Origin of the sequence: Vibrio sp. 2-2(8) (assembly GCF_963888495.1) — a bacterium.
Classification (GTDB): Bacteria; Pseudomonadota; Gammaproteobacteria; order Enterobacterales; family Vibrionaceae; genus Vibrio; species Vibrio anguillarum.
In genome coordinates, this window is the sequence record NZ_CAWPJM010000033.1 from 121,239 (window position 1) to 145,969 (window position 24,731).

Annotated in this window: 14 protein-coding genes; 7 read left to right on the forward strand and 7 right to left on the reverse strand. The window is 44.9% G+C overall.

Annotation, left to right across the window (positions count from 1 at the left end; genetic code table 11):
- Positions 1 to 38: 38 nt before the first annotated feature.
- Positions 39 to 1,253 (forward strand): glucose-1-phosphate adenylyltransferase, encoded by a 1,215-nt coding sequence (gene glgC / locus AACV12_RS09805; protein WP_013867890.1) that lies wholly within the window; start codon positions 39 to 41, stop codon positions 1,251 to 1,253.
- Positions 1,254 to 1,365: 112 nt separating this feature from the next.
- On the opposite strand, the gene AACV12_RS09810 is transcribed toward glgC, so the two are convergent.
- On the reverse strand, positions 1,366 to 4,521 hold the full coding sequence (locus AACV12_RS09810; protein WP_170900259.1) for a chitinase C-terminal domain-containing protein: 3,156 nt from the start codon (positions 4,519 to 4,521) through the stop codon (positions 1,366 to 1,368).
- Between the two features lie 356 nt (positions 4,522 to 4,877).
- Entirely contained in the window at positions 4,878 to 5,759 is an 882-nt protein-coding gene (locus tag AACV12_RS09815; protein WP_017047225.1) for an AraC family transcriptional regulator, read from the reverse strand.
- A 165-nt stretch (positions 5,760 to 5,924) separates the two neighbouring features.
- On the opposite strand from AACV12_RS09815, the gene AACV12_RS09820 reads away from it, so the two are divergent.
- Positions 5,925 to 7,073 carry an iron-containing alcohol dehydrogenase gene (locus AACV12_RS09820; RefSeq protein WP_026029117.1) on the forward strand — a complete coding sequence of 383 codons (1,149 nt, stop codon included), beginning with the start codon at positions 5,925 to 5,927 and terminating at the stop codon, positions 7,071 to 7,073.
- A gap of 181 nt (positions 7,074 to 7,254) precedes the next feature.
- Here the strand turns inward: AACV12_RS09820 and AACV12_RS09825 are convergent, their stop codons facing one another.
- Genes AACV12_RS09825 through AACV12_RS09835 form a run of 3 tightly spaced genes read right to left on the reverse strand, consistent with a single transcriptional unit; the run spans position 7,255 to position 12,210 of the window.
- Positions 7,255 to 8,523: a sigma-54-dependent transcriptional regulator gene (locus AACV12_RS09825; protein WP_170900260.1), complete on the reverse strand. Its 1,269-nt coding sequence runs from the start codon at positions 8,521 to 8,523 to the stop codon at positions 7,255 to 7,257.
- Complete coding sequence (locus tag AACV12_RS09830; RefSeq protein ID WP_170900261.1) at positions 8,513 to 10,861, reverse strand: ATP-binding protein; 2,349 nt, start codon at positions 10,859 to 10,861, stop codon at positions 8,513 to 8,515. Before AACV12_RS09830 ends, AACV12_RS09825 begins: the two co-directional genes overlap by 11 nt.
- The gene (locus AACV12_RS09835) at positions 10,858 to 12,210 is read right to left on the reverse strand and encodes an ABC transporter substrate-binding protein (protein WP_094146905.1); all 1,353 of its coding nucleotides are present in this window, start codon (positions 12,208 to 12,210) and stop codon (positions 10,858 to 10,860) included. Before AACV12_RS09835 ends, AACV12_RS09830 begins: the two co-directional genes overlap by 4 nt.
- 275 nt (positions 12,211 to 12,485) lie before the next feature.
- Between AACV12_RS09835 and AACV12_RS09840 the strand changes: the two genes are divergently transcribed.
- Both AACV12_RS09840 and pyk read left to right on the forward strand, forming a co-directional pair.
- A complete protein-coding gene (locus AACV12_RS09840) occupies positions 12,486 to 13,865 on the forward strand; it encodes an MFS transporter (RefSeq protein ID WP_026028333.1) in 1,380 nt (459 codons plus the stop codon).
- Between the two features lie 187 nt (positions 13,866 to 14,052).
- Positions 14,053 to 15,516: a pyruvate kinase gene (gene pyk / locus AACV12_RS09845; protein ID WP_170900262.1), complete on the forward strand. Its 1,464-nt coding sequence runs from the start codon at positions 14,053 to 14,055 to the stop codon at positions 15,514 to 15,516.
- Between the two features lie 144 nt (positions 15,517 to 15,660).
- Here pyk and torS read toward each other — a convergent pair whose 3' ends face one another.
- On the reverse strand, positions 15,661 to 18,558 hold the full coding sequence (gene torS / locus AACV12_RS09850; RefSeq protein WP_339377059.1) for a TMAO reductase system sensor histidine kinase/response regulator TorS: 2,898 nt from the start codon (positions 18,556 to 18,558) through the stop codon (positions 15,661 to 15,663).
- A gap of 88 nt (positions 18,559 to 18,646) precedes the next feature.
- On the opposite strand from torS, the gene torT reads away from it, so the two are divergent.
- Positions 18,647 to 19,648 (forward strand): TMAO reductase system periplasmic protein TorT, encoded by a 1,002-nt coding sequence (torT, locus tag AACV12_RS09855; protein ID WP_170900264.1) that lies wholly within the window; start codon positions 18,647 to 18,649, stop codon positions 19,646 to 19,648.
- A 52-nt stretch (positions 19,649 to 19,700) separates the two neighbouring features.
- A complete protein-coding gene (locus AACV12_RS09860) occupies positions 19,701 to 20,156 on the forward strand; it encodes a methylglyoxal synthase (protein WP_026027464.1) in 456 nt (151 codons plus the stop codon).
- Between the two features lie 101 nt (positions 20,157 to 20,257).
- On the opposite strand, the gene helD is transcribed toward AACV12_RS09860, so the two are convergent.
- Positions 20,258 to 22,321 (reverse strand): DNA helicase IV, encoded by a 2,064-nt coding sequence (gene helD / locus AACV12_RS09865; RefSeq protein WP_170900265.1) that lies wholly within the window; start codon positions 22,319 to 22,321, stop codon positions 20,258 to 20,260.
- A 182-nt stretch (positions 22,322 to 22,503) separates the two neighbouring features.
- Here helD and yccS point away from each other — a divergent pair, with 182 nt between their 5' ends.
- Positions 22,504 to 24,657: a YccS family putative transporter gene (yccS, locus tag AACV12_RS09870; RefSeq protein WP_017048776.1), complete on the forward strand. Its 2,154-nt coding sequence runs from the start codon at positions 22,504 to 22,506 to the stop codon at positions 24,655 to 24,657.
- Positions 24,658 to 24,731 lie beyond the last annotated feature (74 nt).

The window sequence follows — 24,731 nt, forward strand, 5'->3', positions numbered from 1 at the left end:
TATGGTAAATAGATTGCACATATTTAGGGAGAAATAAGATGCAAGAAACACTAACCGTTGTGTTAGCAGGTGGCGTCGGTTCGCGGCTATCTCCGCTAACCGATGACAGAGCAAAACCGGCTGTACCCTTTGGTGGAAAATATCGAATCATTGATTTTACACTCACCAACTGCCTACACTCAGGGCTGCGAAAGATTTTGGTCCTGACTCAATATAAATCTCATTCATTACAAAAACATTTACGTGATGGCTGGTCTATTTTCAATCCAGAACTCGGCGAATTCATTTCTGTGATCCCCCCGCAGATGAGAAAAGGCGGAAAATGGTACGAAGGAACGGCGGACGCTATCTATCACAATATGTGGCTACTTTCACGCAGTGATGCCAAACACGTCGTTGTTTTATCTGGTGATCATATCTACCGGATGGACTATGCCTCTATGCTCGAAGCTCATAAGCAAAAAAATGCTGCACTGACTATCGCCTGCATGGATGTCCCAAGAGAACAAGCTTCTGCCTTTGGCGTGATGAATGTGGATAATGACTTCAAAATCACCTCATTCATCGAAAAACCAAGTGACCCACCCTCCATGCCCAATAATCCTCATCGCAGCTTAGTTTCTATGGGGATCTACATTTTTGATATGGAAGTATTAAAAAGTGCTTTGATTAATGATGCTGAGCTGGAAAACTCGAGTCACGATTTTGGCAATGACATCATTCCCAAATTGATTGAAAGCCATGCTGTTTATGCGTATGAGTTTTGCGGTGACCGGGGGCGAGTCGCTAAAGATTGTTACTGGCGTGATGTCGGAACACTTGATTCTTTTTATAACGCTAACATGGATTTACTCGAACCCGTTCCACCAATGAACTTATACCAAAAAAACTGGGCCATTCGAACATACGAAGCGCAATACCCACCTGCGCGCACGGTTTCTTCTGCAACAGGTAACGAAGGTATATTCATTAATTCGATCATTTCAAACGGTGTGATTAACTCTGGAGGTTCTGTACAACACTCCATTATTTCTTCAAACGTCAGAATTGATGATGGTGCAACAGTGGTCGATAGCATTTTATTTGATGATGTTGAAGTCGGCGCAGGGTGTCAGCTCATGAGATGTATTATTGATAAACATGTAAAAATCCCTCCACATACTCAAATTGGCTTAAACCCAGTTGAAGATGCCCAGCGTTTCCGTATTTCAGAAAATGGCATTGTTGTGGTACCCGAAAGTTATCAATTCTAAACCTAGATTTTTTTGCCCACTCAATTTATCCCTCATTAAAATGAAGCCTTAGCACACGCTAAGGCTTCTTACTTTACACTGAGTTCAAAACATACCGATTAATCACGCTTAGTTATGGGCACGTTGTTGCATCCCAAAACCAATTTGACTGAGTCGGTGACTCCCAAACGCCGGGGTTGTTTTTGGCAATAAAACATTTCCCGTTGTAAATCACAACATCGCCAGTTTTCACCTGTGTGGATCCGGGAACCCAAGTAATGACATTGCTAGGATTCGTGGTACCACCGGTATCGCCACCGCCAGTATCTCCACCGTCACTGCCACCAGAAGATAGGTCAGCAAGTGGAAGATCCGGTTGTTCAAACTTGAAGGCGTAATCGACACCATTAATGTTTACGCTGTAATTTGCAGGCCCAGAAATAGGCAGATAGTAAACCATATCCAACTCATACACGCCACCTGCGGGCAGAGCTTTCCAATTAGGTAAACTAAACGCTACGCGGTGCATGACACCGTCTAAGCCACCGACGTTGTTGGCGCGAGTATGGCCAGAAGCAATCACCTTCAAACCACCACCAGATTGGTCTTTAGCATTATCAGGTGCAGATACGGGGATATCAAACTGGAACTCAGTACCACCTGGGATCTCTTGACCTGTGTTGTTAGTAAAGCTGATTTTCGGATTGATTGGGTAGTTTTGATCACCCACCTTAAATCCACCAACGGAGACCGCGATATCTACGGTTTCACTGGCAATCGTTCCTGTTGCAAGCGTGTTGCCATAAGGCGTTGCCGACTTAAACTTGTCATAAATTGCTTTCGTCATGGTATTACCCATGTGGTATTCGCCATTTCCGCTTGCACAAGCTTGCTCTGTTGAATCCACTTGAGTGCGTTGCCCATTAGCGTCCAAGACATAACAGTTATAATCGCCCGCTAACTCCCAAAACATGATGCCGCCGATCTCTTTATCGATGACATAATCGGCTTTGGTGTTGATAGACTCTTTATCTTCAGTTGATAAGAACACCCCTTTATCGGCATTCCACAGCCAAGGCGCGACGGCAACGCTGTCGTAGTGACGTTGGTAAAGACCGACAAGTTGATCGGCAAGCTCATTCACTGGATCAAGGTTATAAGCTTGGGCGTAAGAGCCCCAAATTCCCTTCTCTAGGTTTTTGGCATGCCACATTGGGTTTGAACCTGCACCCATCTCGTTTCCTTTCGGATCGGTGTCGTGCCACATGTTGTCAATACCCACCGCGCCGTGGCCACAGTTGTTTTTCTCACCCTCACCAGTGCCCGGAGCACATTCAGCTTGGTTAGGTAATGCCGCTCGCCCCCATAAACCATTCTCTCCACCCGTGACACCTTGCCAGCCGCGCGTGTAGTAAGGAACGCCGATGTTGATACGCCCTGCGGGCATAGAACCGCGGAAATAATGATAAGCCCAGTCAGTGTTGAGATAACCAATACCACCGTATTGAGCCGTACCATATACGTTCCACTGTGCTAACTCTGAATCTTTACCAGTGTCATACAAAGCCGCGTTGTGACCCACGTGATCATTCCATGCGCCGTGTAAGTCATAAGACATGATGTTCACATAATCAAGATACTGAGTGACATCAAACGTCTCCATACCACGCAATAGATAACCAGAAGACGGTGCTGCAATCGTCAGCATGTAATGGTGTCCATCTTGTGCCGATGCTTGATCAAGCTTCTGACGTAGTACCTTCATTAACTCTTGGTACGACGCCCATAAATAAGCACGGCGAGGTTCCATAATCGCTTTATCATCTGGATTACCTGCGCCCGCCATTGAGGTTGGATATTCATAGTCGATATCGACACCATCGAATTGATATTTACGAATCATTTCAACAGCCGATGTTGCAAATTTTTCAATACCAGCGTGGTTGATAGAGCCATCAGCGTTGGTTGTCATCGTATAAAAACCACCATCGGCGACACGGTTGCCAGCCGTATCAAAGTGCCCGCCAGTTTCAGCCCAGCCTCCGATAGAAATTAAGGTCTTAACATCAAATTTTTTCTTCGCTGTTGCCAACGCACCAAAATGACCTTTAAAGCCTAATGCAGGATCAATCTCAACCCCTGGCCACTCTTTGCCCACTGCCGCATTATTGGGATCGTTCACATCGCCCACATTCACTTTGCCATCGGAACCTATGCTGACGAAGGCATAGTTAATGTGCGTGAGCTGCTCCCACGGGATGTCTTTTACAAGGTAAGCCGATTGCGGATCATCACCCGCACGCCAACTGGTGAAATAACCGATCACACGACGTGGATGATCCGCCCCCATGATCTCACGACCTTCCGCATCATAAACGGTGCAATAAGGTACATTCACACCTTCGGTTTGATATAAACCATCAGGACGACAATTATTAGCTATTGGCGCGCCACTGACTGTTAAAGTCGCTAACGTGGAATCTGTCGTCGCACCAAGGTTATCAGTGGCGCGTGCAAACACCGCCAAGTTACCCGCTTTTGTCGCAGTGTATTCTAAGGTATACGGAGCACTAACAGCCGTTCCAACCAGCGTTCCTGCAACGAAGAAATCAACTTTATCGACGCTTCCATCAGTATCAGCAGCGTTTGCGGTTAAGGTGACTAAAGCCCCCACGTCAACGGAAACCGCAGAGAGCGTAATATCAACGGTTGGAGCCTGATTGCCTGGTTGCTGTGCCTCTTTCACCGTTAAGGTCGTTGCACTTTTCACGCTGGCATCACCTTTATCATCGATGGCTACAACACTGAATTCATGCTGACCAGCGGTTGCGACCCACGTGGCTTTATAAGGTGCCGTGGTGACTATACCCACAATTGCACCATCGACAGAAAACTCGACTCGAGCAACGCTGCCGTCACTATCGGTTGCGTTCGCACTTAATATTACGGTATCACCGACAGCAATCACATCTGCTGCGGAAGGTGAAGAGAGATTCGCGGTGGGTAGCTGGTTCTCACCACCGGAAGTGGCGCAAACATCCAACACTTTCCACTGGGCATAATCACCAGAAAAGTTGGCTGGATCGTTACCTTGAGTCCAATAGTTAGCTTGGTAGGCGGTACCACTGTGCTGAACCTTGTTACCGCCAGTATAAACTTTTGACGATTCCCAAGGGCTTAGTGTCGTGCAATCAACGGCTGCATAGCTGTTAAAAGCCATCAAGCAAGAGGCCGTTAAAGTGCTCAGTGTAAAAACACCCTTTGCCACTGTCCTGTTGTTTAAATGCATAGCTGCTCATTCCTTAAGTTATTGTTTCACTATAAAAAGCCTCGTATCAAGAAGAAACCAGACTTTAATTCTCACGTGAAACAACTGTAGGACAGAGCGATAAATAAGCACCTCAATTTGTTCAAATATCAAAAATCACTCGCAACAAGTTGCACTATTTCTGCAAAAGAGACATCGTTATTTTGCATCAACAACTAATTATTGGTTAATTTTCCGATTCTAAAAAAAGCGCCGAAATCAGAACAATATACGGACTGCCTGCCGGTTATTTAACTTACACACCATCAAAAAGAGCAAAAAATATGCAACAACACTAATTGTTACAAAAATGTAGAGTTTAACTTTATGCGCTATTTCTAACGCTGCACTCCTCTTGGGGTTTCATTAAAATGTCGCTTATATTCTCGACTAAACTGAGATGCGCTGGCATAACCAACTAAACGAGCGGCATCGTTCACACGCTTGCCTTCCACACGAATCAGCTCTTTCGCTCTGTTAAGCCTGACTTTTTTTAAATATTGTAAAGGAGATTCTAACGTCACCAGCCTAAAGGCGTGGTGAAACGCCGAAACACTCATATTAGCTTCTTCGGCGAGTAACTGAACGGTAATGGACTGATCATATTCTTGATGTACTTTACTCAACGCTTTGGCTATCCGGGCGTAGTGTCCTTCTTGATGAGCGAGATCAAAAAGCACATAACCGTGCTCGCTGGTTAATGCCCGAAACACAATCTCCTCGACTAAGCTTTCGCCAAGCACTTTAGCTTCAAGATCATCAACCAATGCAGACATCAAACGAATCGCACTTGCTTGCATCTTTGCGCCCATTTCTACTGATTTCAGCCCGCATTTTGATTTGTCTATGCAATCAGATAAAAAACCAGAAGCCTCAAGTCGATCAACCTGCTTAAGGAGAAGTGAGTGATCGATATTAATAGTCAAGCCCAATAACGGTTCACTTTCTGACGCAAAAGCTTCGCACTCAAGTGGTAAAGGTACCCCAACAACCAAGTAATCATTGGGGCCATAATTTACGGGTTGGCTACCAATATGAATGCGTTTATGTCCTTGCCCCAACAATATGATACCGGATTGATACACAAGGGGTTGTCTACCATTACCGCGGCTGCTGCGATAAAACAATACGCCCGGCACTGCCGTTTGGTGAATACCTTCCAAATGATCTAAAGATTGTTTTTCAATGTATTGCTGCATCAGTTGCGCCAGTTTACTCATAATGCCCCCTTATCAAAATTGAAGGAAGAATACGACAATTAGAGAATTAGGCAATTAATTTCGAGAAATTGGTCTGTATTGACTGGATAATTAATACTAATATGCACATCGTAAAACACTGCCTTGGAGGCGCCGCCTCCTTTTCTATAAGCAAAGGTGAGAATAATGAAATTTACTTATGTTAACCCTACTCTAATTCACTTCGGCCAAGGCCAAATCTCTGCGATCAGTCAGGCGATTCCAACTGACCAAAAAGTGCTGGTGATCTACGGTGGCGGTTCGATCAAAAAAAATGGTGTTTATGACCAAGTCGTGAGTGCACTCACTGACCACCAATGGGTCGAGTTTTCAGGTGTAGAAGCAAACCCAACCAAAGAAACCTTAGATAAAGCGGTTGCTATCGTCAAAGAACAGGACATCGACTTTATTCTTGCCGTGGGTGGTGGTTCGGTTATCGATGGTTCAAAATACGTTGCCGCGGCGGCTAAGTATGATGGGGATGGCTGGGACATCATGGTGGGTAAACATCAAGTTACTGAAGCTACGCCTATCGGTGCAATTCTGACTCTGCCAGCAACCGGTTCTGAATCCAACATGGGCGCGGTCATTACCAAAGCACAAACACAAGACAAACTGGCCTTTATGGCTCCAGCGGTACAGCCTAAGTTCGCAGTGCTTGATCCAGACGTAATGAAATCACTGCCTGAGCGCCAGTTGATCAACGGTATTGTTGATGCTTGGGTACACGTCTGTGAGCAATATTTAACCTTGCCAACCAATGCGATGGTTCAAGACGGCTATGCCGAAACTTTACTTAAAAACTTGCTGGTATTGGGTCAACAATATGACCAGCGTGATAATGATGGATGGCGAGCAAACCTGATGTGGACAGCGAACCAAGCACTAAATGGCCTGATCGGTACTGGCGTTCCACAAGATTGGGCGACTCATATGATTGGTCACGAGTTCACCGCATTATGGCATGTTGATCACGCCCGTTCGCTAGCGATTGTGCAGCCTTCCCTACTGCGCAATCAACTTGAGAACAAACGCGCTAAACTTGAGCAAATGGGCAAAAATGTCTTTGGACTCAATCAAACTAGCGATCTTGCCTTACGCACAATCGATGCGATTGAAGCCTTCTACCACAGCTTGAATGTTCCAACTCAGTTTGCGGATCATAATAGCAGTAAGCAAGCGGCCATAGACGCAGTTATCGCTCAACTGAACGCACATGGAATGCTTGTTTTGGGTGAACAGCAAGCCATCACGCTTGAAAAATCACGGGAAATTTTGGAACAAGCTATCATTTAGCCTCATTTTTTAGACGAGTGAATAGTGATTTCCACATTCCAATAGCATAGATTCAGCTACATCAAGCAGCGCAATTGAGCGCTGCTTTTTTTGTACTTTTTTTGTATTGGATACTTTATGTAGCGGCCTTTCATTACCATGCCAGCATTATCAAACTGATCCACCACCTAAAATTGAAAAACTAATAACGACTTTTAAAGTCATCCTTTTCTAAACCATGTTTTTTCATTCGTAAGTAGAGCTTTTTACGCGGTACTTGCAGATAATTTGCGGCATCAGCGACGCGACCAGAATGGAGAAATAATGCATCTTCAATAATTTGCTTTTCGTAATCATCCACCAATTCATCAAGCGGTGATAAAAGATCAGACTGATTGTACAAACGCTCTTTTCCCGTCAGTTTTACAATACCTATCGCATATAATTCAGCTACATTTCTCAGCTCTCGTACATTTCCCGGCCATTGATGTGCACGCAGTAGCGACAAATAACTCAGTTCTACCGCTGGCAAAGGTTTCGCCAATTTATTACAACTCTGCTTGAGAAAATAATGGAACAAAGTAGCGATATCATCGGGACGATGTCGAAGTACAGGCACCTCTATCACGCCTTGGTTTAGCAAATAATAGAGTTCTGGCTGCAACCGATTAGCTGTAATCAAGGCCTCAGGTTCCGTACCTAAAATAGCAATCACGCGCGTTCGAGCTTTGCTTAGGCGTTCTTGGTTAAGCATCCTCTGAGTCAAATAACGCTGCAATTCTTCAGAAAGTAATTCGATGTGGTCTATTAGCAATGTACCGTTTTCACTTGCATCTAATTTTTGTTCAATCTGTGCGAGCGTGGTCGTTGATGAAACGGTTAATTCCACCAAAGATGAAGCATGATTACCCTGTGTCAGTTGGTGGATGAGATATGCAATAGTATGCCGCCCAACACCCGATTCGCCACAAATAACAACATGACTGTTGAGCATTGAATACTGAGCAACATGGTGGCGAATTTGCCCCATTTGAGCGGATTTTCCGATGAGTTCGCATTTGATTGAGTTGGCCATAGCCGTTTTTTGTTGTACAAAATGACGACGAATATCGAGATTTTTCTTCACTAAGCTCAATAACTCCGCAGGATTGATTGGCTTTTCAAGAAAATCGCATGCCCCTATTTTGACCGCCTCTACCGCCATAGGAATGTCTCCGTGGCCAGTAATGACAATCACAGGAATATGCTCATCAATCGATTTAATCGCTTTAAGCAATTCAATGCCGTTCATTTGTGGCATATAGACATCAAGCAATATCACTCCAGCCCAATCAGAATGGATAAACTCACACGCTTTGGTGGGGTTAAGAAGTGCTTTTGACGGCAAATTAGCTATCGACATAAGATGCGAATATGAGTCAAGGACATCTTGGTCATCATCAATCAATAAAACAGAATAATTATGATTCATAAGGCAACTCCAGCACGACCATTGCACCTCGACTGACTGTCGAGGCAAGATAAATTTGACCCTTTATTTTTCCTATGAGCGAGCGGCAAATATTCAGCCCTAAGCCCAACCCTACTTCTTTGGTCGTGGTAAAGGGCGTAAAGAGTTTTTCAACGACATCATGAGCAAATCCAGCCCCTGAATCGCATACTGCAACAACGTGATGCGTTGGCGTACTCGACAGCAATATCACGTCAACTTTTTTGTGCTCACATCCCACAACCGCTTCACAGCCATTTACCAACAAATTAATCAATACCTGTTCCAAGCCGATTTGATCTGCAATGACTTGAATTGGTTGATGAATATGGCTTTGCAATACTATCTGTTGACGTTTCGCTTTCGTTTCAACCAACAACATAGCCTGACCGATAACGTCAGTAATCAAGACAGGGGTAAGGGTTTCATCACTGCTACTTTTACGAGAAAAATGACGTAACCCATTGATGATTTTGCCCATTCGCTCTGTTAAATGTTCAATATGATCGATGGAATGTCTGATTTGCTCTATTTTCTTCTGCTCTAAAGCAAGGTTTACGCTATAGAGATAAGTCGACATCGCGCTTAATGGTTGATTCAATTCGTGCGCTAAACTGGTCATCGTTTGCCCGACCACCGCCATTTTAGCGGCTTGTACTAACTCACTTTGTGTTTTTTTAAGATGGTTTTCGGTCCGGTGGTGCTGCTCAATTTCAGCGAGTAACTGATGATTTTTTTCACGTAATGAATGAGTTTTTGCTCGAACTCGCTCTTCTAATAATCTATTAGCGTGCTCTTGATCGGTAACATCCGTAATCGTGATGATAACTTTATCGCTTAAACCGTGGGTATACTTACGTAAATACAAGCGCAAGTAATAAGGTTTATCCACATCGCCTAACGATAGCGTAATGACATCTGCACCATTTTCGATCAACTTAGCCTCTGGGTTAAACAGTGCTCGCAACTGCGATTGAGTTGACGTTGAAAAACAGAGCCAAAAGGCTTTCGGGTCCTCATTCTGGTCTATATTCAAGCGAACACGAGCGCTTAAGTTAGCCGATTCAATATAACCATCCAAATCACAAGTGATTAAACTCGCTTGCGTATTGTTAATCAAACTCAGTGCGTTGGTTCGGTCCATTTCCTCCACTTTTTTACCATACTGAACCAATTTTTCACTGATCCGGCCAATTTCATCTCTGCCGTCTACCACAATAGGGTGTGAAAGATCGTTATGAATGATGGCATCTAAACTGTCGCTAAGGCGGTTAAGTCGGCCCACAATCCGACGATTGATGAAATAGTAAGTCAAAAACAAACTGATAATGATCGATAAGCTAAAGCAGACAAACAGAATACGGTTACCATGAGAAACCAGTTCCGTGGTCTCTTTTTTCGCTTGAACAAACGACTCATCGGCGTTGGCGACCAACATCGCAATATCAGTATGTTGGTGGAGAAGCTGTTGCTGAACTTCAGCTCGAATATCATCAAGCTGGGCATTTAAACGCACCATAGAACGTAAGTTTTGATGGAAAGAGCCATTCAAACTCAATACATCCATTAGCTCACTGAGTAATTGTTGATAGGCGATGGTTGCAGGTTGTGAAAAAATCGGCGCACTCTGTGCGTACAGTTCTTCAAGGCGGTACTGTAGTACTTTCATGCCATTATTCACTTGGCTAATATGCTTAGATTGGATGAGCTCTTTTGCGAACATAAACGTTTGAGCCTCACCATCTAGGATAGACTGGACAGCCCCTAAACTCGCAAACAGCATGTCGCTTTCATTGCCTTTCATTTTACGCTCTAGCTGCCACTGTATTTCTTGGCGCAGCGGAGTCAACTCAGAACCAATATCTTGATGTAGCCATTGGATCTGCTCTTGAAGTAACTCAATTTGACGACTTTGATCAATCCGTTGCCCGACCAGAAGACCAAATTGCTCACTAAGATTACGTAGCCGTTGATACCCAGCAAGCAGCCGTTGCTGCTCGCTGTTCAATTCAATCTCGCTTAATATTTTGCTGATCGTCGTTAAATTGTTATCCAAACGTTGCCGTTGCTCATCCAACTCAACTTTGTTACGCGTATTTGAGATGATTTCGATCCGTCTTTTAATTTCCGAACTACTGCTTTCGAGCAGATAACTGGCATTATATTTAGGAACACTTTTATCAAGCAGCTCGCTCACTTGATTATCTAAACTATTCCATGTTCCCCATGCGACGATGCTGACAATCGTCAACAGCAAGGTACTACAAGCAAAGGCTAAAACCAGTCTCGCGCCAATCGTGTTGTATTTCGGAAAAATCATGGCGTATCGACCCGGTCCAAGTTTTTTAGATCGGACAAAGCTTCTTCTAAGGTTAATGCCAACTGCATCTTCCAACGATGCGTCAGCTCCGCTACTTGCATAGAAATGGCGGCGGAGTGTGTCTCATACTGCGCCTCATCAACACTGATTTTTTGCCATGACTGATATACCACGGCTAACTCTGTTTCGGTCACAGGTAAAGAGAACACTCGAGTTTCAATATTTTCAATGAGCTTCAGAGCGGGTTCATTGTGTGCGTACTTGGTTTTAGCATGATTGATTGCGAGCCAAGTGTCTTTTAACTGAGGTAAGCGTTTGGTAATCGCAATTTCAAACAATAAGTTAACTAACTCCTCACGATGTGTAATGGATGCCATGGACAACTGTGTATATGCCTCATTAAACAGGGATTTATCGTTTATCGCATGTTTAGAAAAATCATTGCTATCCATATTCGTTTGTACCGATTTTGACATCAATAAATCGATGAATGCCTTCGCATATTGATCATTTTCACGCAGGCTCACTTGGGCGACGTATGTGGGCATTAGGGTAAAACTTTCATCGTAGCGAAATTGAACGTGCTCAAATTTTCGTTCTAATATGCTGGCATAGCTATCAATCGTTGGGCCTATCCCAAATTGCCCTTTGGCTACATAATCACTCACACCAAAACTGCGTGAGGAAATTGTCCCTAAATTTGCCCCCACGTTCAGTAAAATCCGCCACCCTTGTTGCCAACCATATTTAGCAAGAATGCTCTCGACCATTAACTGAGTAGTACCCGAACGTGTTGGGGTACTCATCGTGATGTGGTCAAAATAGATAAAATTAGCCAGATCGGTGAACGACGTAGGCGTCGGTAAATGATGTAAGCTGAGATAGTCACGATTCCATACCAAACCAGCGCCAGAATAGCCTATCGTCACGACTTTATCAGTTGGCGGTAACATGTAGGGTTTTAACCATTCTGGTGGTTGCAAATGGGCAGGTAAGGTTGCGAGCTTATTGCTATTTGCTAAATGCTGCATTAAAAAAGGCGATGAGCTCAGCACTACATCAATATTCTGGATATAGCTTTTATTAAGCAGTTGAATACTCGATTGTGCTCTACGGTGGACAACTTGCACATCAACCCCTTGATACTGTTTGCTGAACTCTTCAATAAGAGGTAGCAAGGGTTCACGTGAAAATGTAGTCAGTATGACTAACTCATTCTCTTTTGCATAAGCGGTATTGATAGCCGCCGCTATCGATCCTAGTAGCACCATCCATTTGCACCAGCGTAATAAGGTACAAGAACGGGAAACCGCTTTTAAATCACAAAACCCTAAAAATTGTGCGTTCACTCAAAACTCTACCGTTTAGCTAAAAATAAATTATTAAACATTTGTGTCAGTTATGACGCAAAACAGCGTATTACAATTTCAATTTTATCAGCAAAACATAATTTACCCTTCGCTGAATTCCCATTTTTGACCCATTCACACTCTCAATTTGAGTCATTTCTGCCTCAAATTGGCACTTTTGAGCCCCATACCCATTTGTTTGAAGATGCATTCCGACAACGAAACAACCCTATTTAGTAATAACCCTATTTAGTATTTGATGAATGGAGAGCTCCATGCTTAACTTTTTTAAAACTCGCCCAGATCTACCGCTATCGGATAGCTCTGAGGGCGCAATGCAATCGCGTTTCAAAAGTTTTCAATGGCAAGTATTCTTAGGCTTAGTCTTTGGATACGCCATGTTCTATGTGGTTCGTATGAGTTTAGGTGTCGTTAAAAAACCGATGCTTGATGCGGGCATCGTATCGATAGAAGAACTCGGGATCATGGGATCAGCCTTCTTCTTCACCTACGCATTTGGTAAGTTTTCGAACGGTTTCCTTTCTGACTACGCCAACATCGGCCGATTTATGTCGTTCTCACTACTGCTTTCCGGTGCCACTGCCATATTCATGGGGTTGAACACCACGGCATTCTTCTTTGTGTTACTTTGGGCCGTCAATGGTTGGTTCCAATCGGTGGGTTCTGCGCCTTCTTGCGTCTCGCTTTTCCAATGGTTCTCACCTAAACAACGCGGAAGCCGTTATTCAATTTGGGGAGGATCTCGAAATATCGGCGAAGGCATCACTTGGATTCTAACAGCAACGCTAGTGAGTTATTTAGGCTGGCAAGCAGGTTTCATCGGTGCGGGCATTGCTGCCATCATCGCTGCATTGATTATGTTCTTTGTACTGAAAGATCGTCCGCAAACCTATGGTTTACCTGATGTTGCAACAGCATTTGGTGAAGAGCCCGAGTTCAAAAAAGCCAACGATCCAAAAGAAACACGTCGCGCTCAACTGTTCATTTTGAAGCAGCCGACTGTCTGGCTGATTGCCGCTGCTTGTGCCGCGATGTATATCTCTCGCTATGCGATGTCTTCTTGGGCGGTGTTATACCTACAAGAAACCAAAGGCTATTCACTGATTGATGCTGGTTTTGCAATGTCCACTTACCCTATTGCAGGCCTCGCGGGTGCTATTTTGTCTGGTATCATTTCAGATAAAGTATTCAACGCTAACCGTCATATCCCAACGCTACTTTACGGATTTGCCAACATTGCAGGTATGTGCTTGATGTTCTTCGGCCCCGATAACCGTATGGTAGATGCTGTTGCTCTAGGCTTAATTGGTTTTGCGATTGGTGGGCTTGTCGTATTTCTTGCTGGCCTAACGGCTTGTGACTTAATGCCTAAAAATGCCGTCGGTGCCGTAAAGGGCTTTATTGGTTTGTTCTCTTACTTAGCCGCTTCGGCTCAAGAACTGGTGTCTTCATCATTGATTAAAATGACGGAAGTGGATGGCGTAACCAAATATGACTTTACTCAAGCACAATATTTCTGGTTGGCCGCTGGCGTGATTTCTTTACTGCTTGCGACTACGGTATGGAATGCCAAGAAAGTAACGGATATTGATGCTCCTACGGGCCAGATACTGGAAACGAAACCGAGTCTCTAATCTATAACACCCTTGATACAGGGAGGATAATCCTCCCTGTTATTTTCTTATTTTCATTCTTATTTTCTATATCCAAATCACTTGAAAAATCGACCAAATGTCGGCCGAGAGCAATGGACAAGTGCAATTAGCACCACCATAACTTCAAGTAAAATGGCTATAGCGAGTGTCGTTATAGGATACCACTATGTGTAAAACAAAAATCGTTGCAACGCTTGGCCCTGCAAGCCAAAGCCGTGAGATGATCACTAAGCTCATTAATGCTGGTGTTAACGTTGTACGTTTAAACTTTTCTCACGGCACCGCTGACGAGCATATTGAACGCGCGATGTTAGTACGTGACATTTCACAAAAGCTTGGTGTCAGTGTCGGCATATTAGTCGATTTGCAAGGACCTAAGATCCGTATTTCCTGTTTTGAAGACGGTGCGATCACTCTAAAAGCGGGTGACTCATTTATTCTCGATGGGCTTCACCCCACAATGGCTGGTAACCAAGAACGTGTGGGCTTAGATTACCCGCAGCTGATTCAAGACTTGAAGTTGGGTGATACTTTACTGCTTGATGATGGCCGAGTACAACTCCGGGTCGAAGAACTCAACAAACCACAGCAGTGGGTAAAAACTCGCGTCATAAACAACGGTAAGCTGTCTAATCGCAAAGGCATTAATTTGCTCGGTGGTGGCCTCTCCGCGCCGGCACTGACGGACAAAGACAAACGAGACATCATCACTGCCGCGAAACTCCAAGCCGATTTTCTAGCCGTCTCATTTCCACGTAATGCCCAGGATTTACATGAAGCGCGCCGGTTAGCGGTACAAGCCGGCTGTCATGCACATATTGTCGCCAAAGTAGAGCGAGCCGAAGTGGTGAGCGATCAAAAAAATATGGACGCGGTCATCAATGCATCCGACGTAGTGATGGTTGCTCGTGGTGATTTAGGCGTTGAAATCGGTGATGCTCGCCTACCCGGCGTACAAAAAGCGTTGATTGCGCGCTCAAACTATTTAGGCAAACCCGTTATCACCGCAACACAGATGCTGGAGTCGATGATTGACAACCCGATGCCAACACGCGCAGAAGTGCTTGATGTAGCGAACGCGATTATTGATGGCACTGACGCTATTATGCTGTCAGCAGAATCAGCGGCGGGAAGCTATCCCATTGAAGCAGTGGAAGCGATGGTGCGTATCGCTCACGGTGCAGAACAAGAGTTAGGCTGTGCGCAAAATTCATGGGATAAACTGCATCATTTGTGCAGCGATGCGGGCAAAAGCTTCGCGCTTTCCTCCATGATATCGGCGACTAAGGTTCATAAAGATCTTGGGGTCGCCATTTTAACTCAACAGGGAGAAACACCCCTGTTGATGTCTCGCTGTCAAAGCCAAGCTACCATTTGGGCACTCTCCGACAGGCCTGAACTGCTGCGTAAATTAACCATTTTGCGCGGCGTTACACCAACCTATATTCCATCATTAGCGACACAAGCAGATTTACTGTCTCAGCAAGTGCTTAACGCTCTGGCACAAGACGCCGCTAACCGCCATATTTCATCCATTTTGATGACACAATTAGAATCGATCGAAGGCGTGGGTAATATTAACGTCTGTCGTTTACTGACGTTGCCAGTAGTAAAAGAATTAGCCGCGTAGAATGTAGGGTTCTGCGCCGCTAATCATGAGATCATTAAAATTATTCAGTGATCTCAACACCTCCCCCTAAAAAAACCTTGCTCCACAGGGAACTTGGCCTGCGCTTGTCGCAGGCCCTTTTTAATGATGCCAACAGCCAATTATTTATATAAACAGTAACCTGAGTGAATGAATGGATTGAGCGGCTAAGGCTTCTAATTCCGCTTGTAGCTCCTGATAAGTTTGCGCAGAGTCAGCACTTTTCTCAATGACTAAACACAGATCAAACAAGGCATGCAAACCTAAGCTGCCAGCTGAACCTTTCAATTTGTGTGCTAACGACTTAACGACCTGAGCCTGTTCCCTCGATTGACGAAACTCGTGTAGGTATTCATGCGTGCAATCGGCGAACAGCTCAATGATTTCATTCATCTTGTCACGCCCTAGCACTTCAATATCCGCGAGTAGGATCCGCTCGTCCATAATCGGACGAGCGGATTTTTGGCTATCCGAGGTTACGTGCGTAGGCACAATCAACTCAACGGGTAAGGTATTGTGTTCAATACGTTGCTGGACAAGTTGTGCAAGATCTTCTTTGACTAAAGGTTTGGGCAAATAGCCATCAAAACCAGCCGCTAAATAGCTTTCCACCTCTTCATTAAACACATGAGCCGAAATAGCAATCATCGGTGTGGGGCGTAGATGCGAATACTGTTCACGTTCGATAAGTTTGAGCGGCGCCAACAGCTCAACACCATTAATGTCAGGTAGATTAATATCGAGCAGTGCGATATCAAACCTGTGTTCACTAAACAGAACCCGAGCTTCAGCGCCTGTTTTCGCGGTGAGCACATTATGGCCAAGACTGGTCAAAAACCCTTCAGCAACCATGCAGTTAACAGGGTTATCCTCCACCAGCAAGATGTTGGCCTCTCGCGTCGCGGCTATCGGCCTTTTAACCACTTCATTCACTGCCTCTCCTCGCTGTAAAGGAACAGTAAACTCAAAACGGCTTCCTTTGCCTAAATCTGATTCAAGCTTAAGCTCGCCACCCATGGCTTCAACAAGCCGTTTGCTGATAGCCAAACCAAGCCCAGTACCGCCTTTGTAACTTTGCTCACTGGAAGCTTGAGTAAACGCATCAAACAGCCTGATTTGATCCTGTTCACTGACTCCAACACCGGAATCCGACACTTCAAATGTCACTTGATTAGGCATTTCAGCATCAAGACTGACATAAATATCCACATAACCTTGATCGGTAAATTTGATGGCATTACCCACAAGGTTCGTCAGCACTTGACCCAAGCGAGTCATATCACCCACCCAAAAAGAAGCAACATCCAGTTCAATCTGCTTGGTAAATTCAAGCGACTTTTCTTCAGCACGTCCTTTCATCAGTTGGTAAACATCGTCCACCATTTGATGCAAATTAAAGTTGGCATTGCGAATTTCTAAGTGTCCGGCCTCAATTTTTGAATAATCCAGCACATCATTCAAAATGGACAACAAGGTGTGGCCGCTGCGGTTAATCACGTCCACATACTGGCGCTGTTGAACGGTTAATGGCATCTCTTGTAATAAACGAGCCGTGCCTAATACGCCATTCATTGGTGTGCGGATTTCATGGCTCATGGTGGCCAAAAATGCCGATTTAGCACGGTTGGCTTGCTCGGCTAAGTTGCGAGCTTTGGCATGATTCAACACTTCCATATTGAGTTTCTCATTGGTGTGTTGCAATTGTTCTGTTCGCTCGGTAACCACTTCCTCTAAGTGCTCTTTATGTTCTTGTAACGCCTCTCTCGCCTGCGCTTCACTTTCCGCCACCACTTTAAGAGACTGCGCGGTATTGCGGGCCGTGATGATCGCCTGCCCCATTTGCGCCAGTTCATCCTCTCCTTGGACTGCCACTTCCACCTGCAGTTGCCCTTTTGCGATGGATAACAGTGCCGATGAATATTCGGCTAAACGTTTTACCACCGACAGATAGACGACCTTCCACATAATGAAAGCTGCAATGAGAAGGCCAACCAAGGTTAATAAGGTCAATGTATACTGTGCCATATTCAAGGTTGTAGAGAGCTGCGCAACAGCGTGAGTCGTTGTACGATTGGAGTCATCCACTAAGCGGCTGACGGTAGTATTGAGATCTGAAAACTGTACTAAGGTGTTTTGTGTGAGCGATTTCGCGACCTGCTCGTTATCATAACGTTGCTGCAAAACACTAAAAACCACTTTGCGCTTTTCTAACTCATTAAGCAGCTCTGTCATTTGCTTCGAACGCGTCGGGTCTTCTACCGCGCGTACTCTGCGCTGCATGATGGTGAGGTTATGCAAAAACTCTGTTTGGATTTGTTGGATTCGCTCAACATCGGTAACCGTGCGTGTCTCTTCGATGTGGCTGAGCATTTTGAACGCCAGCAAATGAAGCTCATGCAAGCGTTCTGAAAGATCGAGGTCCACTTCCACTAAAGCGTCTAACGCTTTGTACGCTTGTGATGTTTTATTGGCTTGTAGCAAGTCATAAATGTGCGTCACATTCGCCACTGCGATGGTACTGGTATTGAGCACTTGAGTGCGTGTCAGCTCTTCCAATTGCAGCGCCAGTTGTCGCATCTCTTCCACTCGAACACTTAAGTCATGTGCCAGATACAACTTACGCTCAACCGTAATACCAAGCTGAGCCAGTGTATCGATAACGCTTTGAACATCATTTTCTAGGCGCGTCAGCAGTTCTGAATCAAAGGAATCGGCACCCAACTGCTTGATGTGATTAAGCAAAGATTGAAGCTGATCGAAAAGCGCTTTGCCATACTGCTGGCGCTCTTGCTCTGTTTTAGAGTTGGTTAACATTTGCACAGACGTAATGATTCGTGTGCTTAACTCCGACACTTGACGCGCTTCCAGCATCGAAGGAATGGCAGAATTCACCACATTACGTTCGGTTTTAGCCACCAGCGAAAAACCAAACACACCGATCAACGCCGATAACAAAACGAGCAGGGCCATTACCGAAAAGGACAACATTAATTTTCGGCCAATACTGGCTTTGGCTAACAACATGGCACCCAACCTCAAACATTACTTCTTAAGCAACACGGAATGGGCTATATTTTGCAGTGTTTACTCACGTTATGCCAACGAATAGCGAATGCAATTGATCTTAAACCTTATTTCCCCAACGCTTTTACTGCTGATTTTAAGCTTGATTAGCAGCACAACATTCGCCGAACCCCATAAGAAAGTCTGCGCTTTATACCCTCACCTCAAAGATTCCTATTGGTTATCAGTCAACTATGGAATGGTTGACGAGGCGAGAAAACAGAAGTTGAATTTACGCGTGTTAGAATCGGGTGGTTATCCTAATCATGAACGACAAAAAGAACAGCTTTCATTGTGCGTTCGTTGGGGCGCTGATGCGATCATTCTCGGTACTGTTGCGCCGGATCTTTACACAACGGACTTAAGCACATACGTCGCTTCTACGCCTGTGTTTGCAACGGTTAATCAGCTCATTCTCAATCAGCAGCAGGCTGCACGGCTACAAGGTCAAGTGGGTGTCGATTGGTATTGGATGGGATACTACGCGGGAAAATATCTTGCTGATAAGCACCCACAAGGCAGTGGAAAAACCAATATAGCTTTGCTACTTGGCCCGAAAACCAGTGGTGGTACTCAACCTGTTAGCCAAGGTTTTTATCGCGCAATACAAGACAGCGATATCAACGTAGTGGAAAGCCTATGGGCAGATAATGATAAAGAACTGCAGCGTAATTTAGTACAACAAGCGCTGGAGCGAGCTGACCTTCGCTATATTGTGGGCAGCGCCGTCGCGATTGAAGCGGCGATCAGCGAATTGAGAACCTCAGGGATGACAAACCACATCGGTTTGGTGGCAACCTATTTAAGTCATGGCGTCTACCGCGGGCTGCTGCGTGGCCGAGTCGAATTTGCGCCAACGGATAAAATGGTCGAGCAAGGCAGGCTTTCCATTCAACAAGCTGCGGCTTTTTTCAATCAGCAACCTTATGAAAAAAAAGCCGCACCGATTATCGAATCCTTAACGCCTATGTCACTCAATCCGCAGATAATTGCAGATTCGTTATCTCCATCTGAATATAGGCCGACTTTTAGCGTAAAAGCGATTGAATAAAAGTGGCGATTTCGCTATTTAACATACTGATTTGAATCATAGGGACTCTTCAATGCAAACAACGACTCGGACTATGCCTGCGCATAAGCATGTCGCTCTCGTCGCTCACGACAACTGCAAACCGGAACTACTTCGCTGGGTAAAAGAAAATAAAGAAAAACTACAGCGCCATTTTTTATACGCGACAGGAACCACTGGCAACATGCTCAGCAAAGAGACTGGCCTTGCTATAAAAAGCATGATCAGCGGTCCGATGGGTGGCGACCAACAAATTGGCGCGTTGATTTCTGAAGGCAAAATTGATGTATTGATCTTCTTCTGGGACCCACTCAATGCCGTACCGCATGATCCCGATGTAAAAGCTCTGCTACGTATTGCCAGCGTTTGGAACATTCCAGTTGCCACAAACCGCGCCAGTGCTAAATTTTTGTTCTCTTCACAGTTGATAGAGCAAGAGGTCGATATCGAGATCCCTGATTACCAAGCTTATCTAGCTGAACGCATGTAACTTATAACCTTTACATACGCACAGAGACACAGTCAAAATCCAAATCACCACATAAGATAACTTGATCGCCTGCGTGAACGCATCCTCTTTCAAAGGATGCGTTATTTCTGCTTCACCACTGGGTAATCCCCTGATAGCAATTCGCGAACAAAAACCGAGCCACTGCCCGAGTGCGTGATCCACACTTTCTCTTTAGCGCGGGTCATTGCAACGTAGAATAAACGGCGCTCTTCGGCGTAGGGGAAATCATCATTCGATTGGCTCAATGCACTATCGATATGCAGCGCTTTCACTCGAGCCGGAAACTGCCCCTCATCAACACCGAGCACAATAACAAAATCGGCTTCTTTACCTTTACTGGCGTGACAAGTCATAAATTCTATATTGAGTGAGCGGTAATGCTTTTTCCAGTCCTTAAGCCGCTCTGGTTTATGATAATGGTTTCGTCCAAGCAATAGCACAGATTGTGTACCATTCGCTTGGCGATTGAGTTGATCTAAGATCTTTTCAATGTTGTTACTTGGTGCAATAAAAACTGATTTTTGCTTTTGCTGCTTGAAGCTGTTAAGTGTTTTTGGTAACTGATTCGGATTGGCTTGAATAAACTGGTTAGCCACCGCACCCAACTGATCATTAAAACGATAAGTCGTATCCAGATAATGAACCGTCGAGTGTGGGAAGCGTTCACTAAACCCAGTCGTAAGATCAACGTCAGAACCAGCAAATTGATAGATTGACTGCCAATCATCACCCACTGCAAATAAGTTACACGCTCCTGGCTGCTGCTCACACAAAGATTGGATCAACGCCAATCGCTGTGGTGAAATATCTTGGTATTCATCGATCATGATGAATTTCCAATTCGATTTAAATTTGCCCTTTTCAACGTATTCCGTTGCGCGGCTGATCATCATATTAAAATCGATTTGATTTTGCTCTTTGAGCATTTGTAACCAAGCTTGGTAACATGGCCAGCACAAAGAGAGCTCACTGTTCAGCCTTGAATAGTCTGGATGGTCAATCAAACGTTGTTGCAGCTCCTTTTTCCCAAGACCAAGCATAGCCAGTTGCTCAAGCTGCTTTTCCAGCCATGCAATCAGCTTTGGGTTTTCAACATGGCTGCCCAGTTCATCATCACCAGCTAAATAAGCAATTGGCCATTTAGATAAATGCTTCTGCCAACGCTTAAAATTGGTCGGCGTCATCCAATGTTTCTTCAACCAATCAATACACCATACCAACTTTAAGTTACTGTCTAGAGCCACTGGCGAAATGATCGCTTCTCGCCCTTCGACCTCGTTTAAAATTTTCAGCCCTAACTGATGGAAGGTATTAACGCGAACGTGTTCCGCCGCCATGCCGATTTTGCTATCTAATCGCTGTTCCATCTCTTTCGACGCATCGCGACCAAAAGCCACCAGTAGAATTTCGTGGGCCTGTGCAAGGTGACTTTGGAGTAGATACGCAACACGCGCAGTCAAAACGCTGGTTTTGCCCGAACCTGCACCCGCTAGGATGAGGTTGTGATCATCATTGAGTAGCACTGCGTGTTGCTGCGATAGATTAAGGGGAGAACTTTCGACTTGAGAGAATAAGACTTCCCAGTTTTGACGTTCCAATTCAAGCCAGTGTTGATTTCGTTGGGCAAGGGACGCCGAGCGATCCGTAAGCCAAGGCGAGAGCTGAGCAATAGCATCAGGTAGCCGTTGACGTGCTTCGGCTAATTTCATGTCCATCGTCGAAAAATCAGCTTCCACTTGCAAAGCCCAAACATCTAATAAAGAGTGTGGTAAAAAAGAGGGTAAACGCTTCAAGCGATTGAGCTCTTGCTCCCAGCGAGGCAGATACTGACTTAACTGCACACATTGACGATTGTGCCATTGTTGATAAGCCGCTACCGCCGTATGGGCAAACTGTCGGCACTCGGGCCAAGGCAAACCTTGCACCAACCATGATTGTTGAACACCTTCATCTTCATGCGCAAAAAACTGCAATGCTCCCCAAAACAAACCACGCTTAACACGGACTTTACCGTTCCAAACCGTGAACGGGATCCGCTCTTCGCTGACAGCCGAGGAGATAATCAAACGCTGTTGGTCAAGTTCAACTTGGTTATATTCGTCTTGAATGAGAAATTGTGCAGGCTTATTTGCGCTCAGCTGCATGGTTTTATGCTCTTTTATAAGAATGTGAATATGATATACCAATCACAGTGGGCATTGAAAAATTAATGTCAAGATTACTGTTGTTGATTTTGTAATCAAGTAGACGTTTTTCTTTATCTTGATCAGAGTGTTAATCAACGCTTCTGCTACACTATGGTTTTCTTTTTGGATGTTGAAGTATCGTGCCGCTCTCTAGCAAAATTCGCCTTTATTGGGCGAATAAAACTGTCAATTACAGCATTCTCATTTTGATCACTCTATTAGGCGTGGTCATTCCTGCGTGGCACTACAACCTCAATACTTGGATTACGCCACTGATCCTTGGCGTGATTGCCGCAGCACTGGCTGAAAGTGATGACAGTTTCAGTGGACGGTTAAAATCCCTCACTCTGACATTTATCTGCTTTGCTATCGCTGCATTTTCCATCGAACTGCTTTTCCATACCCCGCCACTGTTTGCGATTGGGTTATTTATCTCCTCGTTTGGTTTTATCATTCTTGGCGCAATTGGCCCACGTTATGCCAGCATCGCCTTTGGCTCCTTACTTATCGCCATCTACACCATGTTGGGTGCACACCAAAGCGTGAATTTGTGGTTTCAACCCGTTTTGCTCCTGACGGGTGCCGCTTGGTATTACTTCATGTCGATGATTTGGCATATGTTTTGGCCAATGCAACCAGTACAACAAAGCTTAGCGAATGTTTTTTTGCAATTGGCCAATTATCTTGAGTCCAAAAGCCATCTGTTCCATCCCGTATCGAACTTAGTCCCTCAGCCATATCGAATTGCTGAAGCCAATTTAAACGCGGCAACGGTTACCGCACTCAATCAATGTAAAGCCACTTTGTTGAGTCGTTCAAAAAGAGGCCATATTGATGGTGCCAGTGACCGATTTCTCAACATCTATTTTATGGCACAAGATATCCATGAACGTGTCAATTCAAGTCATTATCGCTATCAAGAGCTTGCCGAACACTTTGGCCGCTCAGATGTGCTGTTTCGCTTTAAACATTTATTAGAAACACAGGCTAAAGCCTGCCGTGAAATAGCCCAATCGATTCAGTTAGGGCGAAGCTATCAGCACCATTCAGAGTCAATTATGGCTTTGGATGAATTGCAAAGCTCATTAAACTACCTACAAGAACAACAACGCCCTGACTGGCGGGTGTCACTAGCGCAATTAGGTTATCTTTTCAATAACTTAGCAACCGTAGAAAAGCAACTCAATAACGTTAACAACCCTGATGCTAACAAGCTCGAAGAGGGCATGTTGTATGATACAGAAGCCCACACTCTTAAAGCCATGTGGTTACGGGTGAAGGCAAATCTGCATAAAGATTCCATGCTATTTCGTCATGCGCTGCGTATGTCTATTGCACTCACTATTGGTTACGGAATCATCCAAGGTTTTGGTATTGAACGAGGCTATTGGATTTTACTCACGACACTGTTTGTTTGTCAGCCAAACTACTCAGCCACTCGGCAAAAACTGACGGCCCGAATCATTGGCACGTTATCGGGGCTGTTTTTAGGCGTGCTGCTATTAACCTTGTTCCCATCGCCAGAAAGCCAATTGGTCTTTATCGTACTATCAGGTGTGATGTTTTTCGCCTTTAGATTAAACAACTACGGCTATGCGACTGGCTTTATTACTCTTTTAGTGCTGTTTTGCTTTAATCAATTGGGTGAAGGTTACGCCGTGGTACTGCCTCGGCTTGCCGATACTCTGATTGGCTGCGCATTGGCCGTCGCAGCGGTAGTGCTGATCCTCCCTGACTGGCAATCAAAACGATTACATAAAGTCATGGCGGATGCGATCGATGCCAACAAAGCCTATTTGGGACAGATTATTGGTCAGTACCGCATCGGTAAAAAAGACAACTTGAGCTATCGCATCTCACGGCGCAATGCCCACAACCAAGACGCAAATTTAACCGCAGCGATCAGTAATATGCTGGCAGAACCGGGTAAATATCGCGCGGCAATCGATGAAAGCTTCCGTTTTCTGACACTGAACCATGCACTGCTCAGCTATATCTCTGCTCTTGGAGCCCATCGGACACGCATCGAAGATGAAGCAACGCACCAACTGGTACTTGAAACTCACCGAGTGATCCACCAACACCTAGATGTGTTGCACAAACAACTTTATGAACATTGTGATGAATGCGATACCAGCGACATTGACGATGCAGGCTTAGAGAAACGCTTAGCCGAATGGCGTGAAGAAGATGAAAGCTCGGTAAGAATGGTCTTACAACAGCTGCACCTTATTTATCGCATGCTACCTGAGCTTCACTCTCTCGCCAGTAAGTTTGCCGTCCGTGTAAACTAGCAATTGTCGTAATAATGAGAGCGGCTCAATTTCGGGCTGCTCTCACCTTTCTCTTGTTATAACTTGACATTTTT

Bases quoted from the DNA above. Each gene is read 5' to 3' on its own strand.
- glgC (WP_013867890.1), top strand. From the start codon at position 39: ATGCAAGAAACACTAACCGTTGTGTTAGCAGGTGGCGTCGGTTCGCGG.
- AACV12_RS09810 (WP_170900259.1), bottom strand. From the start codon at position 4,521: ATGCATTTAAACAACAGGACAGTGGCAAAGGGTGTTTTTACACTGAGC.
- AACV12_RS09815 (WP_017047225.1), bottom strand. From the start codon at position 5,759: ATGAGTAAACTGGCGCAACTGATGCAGCAATACATTGAAAAACAATCT.
- AACV12_RS09820 (WP_026029117.1), top strand. From the start codon at position 5,925: ATGAAATTTACTTATGTTAACCCTACTCTAATTCACTTCGGCCAAGGC.
- AACV12_RS09825 (WP_170900260.1), bottom strand. From the start codon at position 8,523: ATGAATCATAATTATTCTGTTTTATTGATTGATGATGACCAAGATGTC.
- AACV12_RS09830 (WP_170900261.1), bottom strand. From the start codon at position 10,861: ATGATTTTTCCGAAATACAACACGATTGGCGCGAGACTGGTTTTAGCC.
- AACV12_RS09840 (WP_026028333.1), top strand. From the start codon at position 12,486: ATGCTTAACTTTTTTAAAACTCGCCCAGATCTACCGCTATCGGATAGC.
- pyk (WP_170900262.1), top strand. From the start codon at position 14,053: ATGTGTAAAACAAAAATCGTTGCAACGCTTGGCCCTGCAAGCCAAAGC.
- torS (WP_339377059.1), bottom strand. From the start codon at position 18,558: ATGTTGTTAGCCAAAGCCAGTATTGGCCGAAAATTAATGTTGTCCTTT.
- torT (WP_170900264.1), top strand. From the start codon at position 18,647: ATGCAATTGATCTTAAACCTTATTTCCCCAACGCTTTTACTGCTGATT.
- AACV12_RS09860 (WP_026027464.1), top strand. From the start codon at position 19,701: ATGCAAACAACGACTCGGACTATGCCTGCGCATAAGCATGTCGCTCTC.
- helD (WP_170900265.1), bottom strand. From the start codon at position 22,321: ATGCAGCTGAGCGCAAATAAGCCTGCACAATTTCTCATTCAAGACGAA.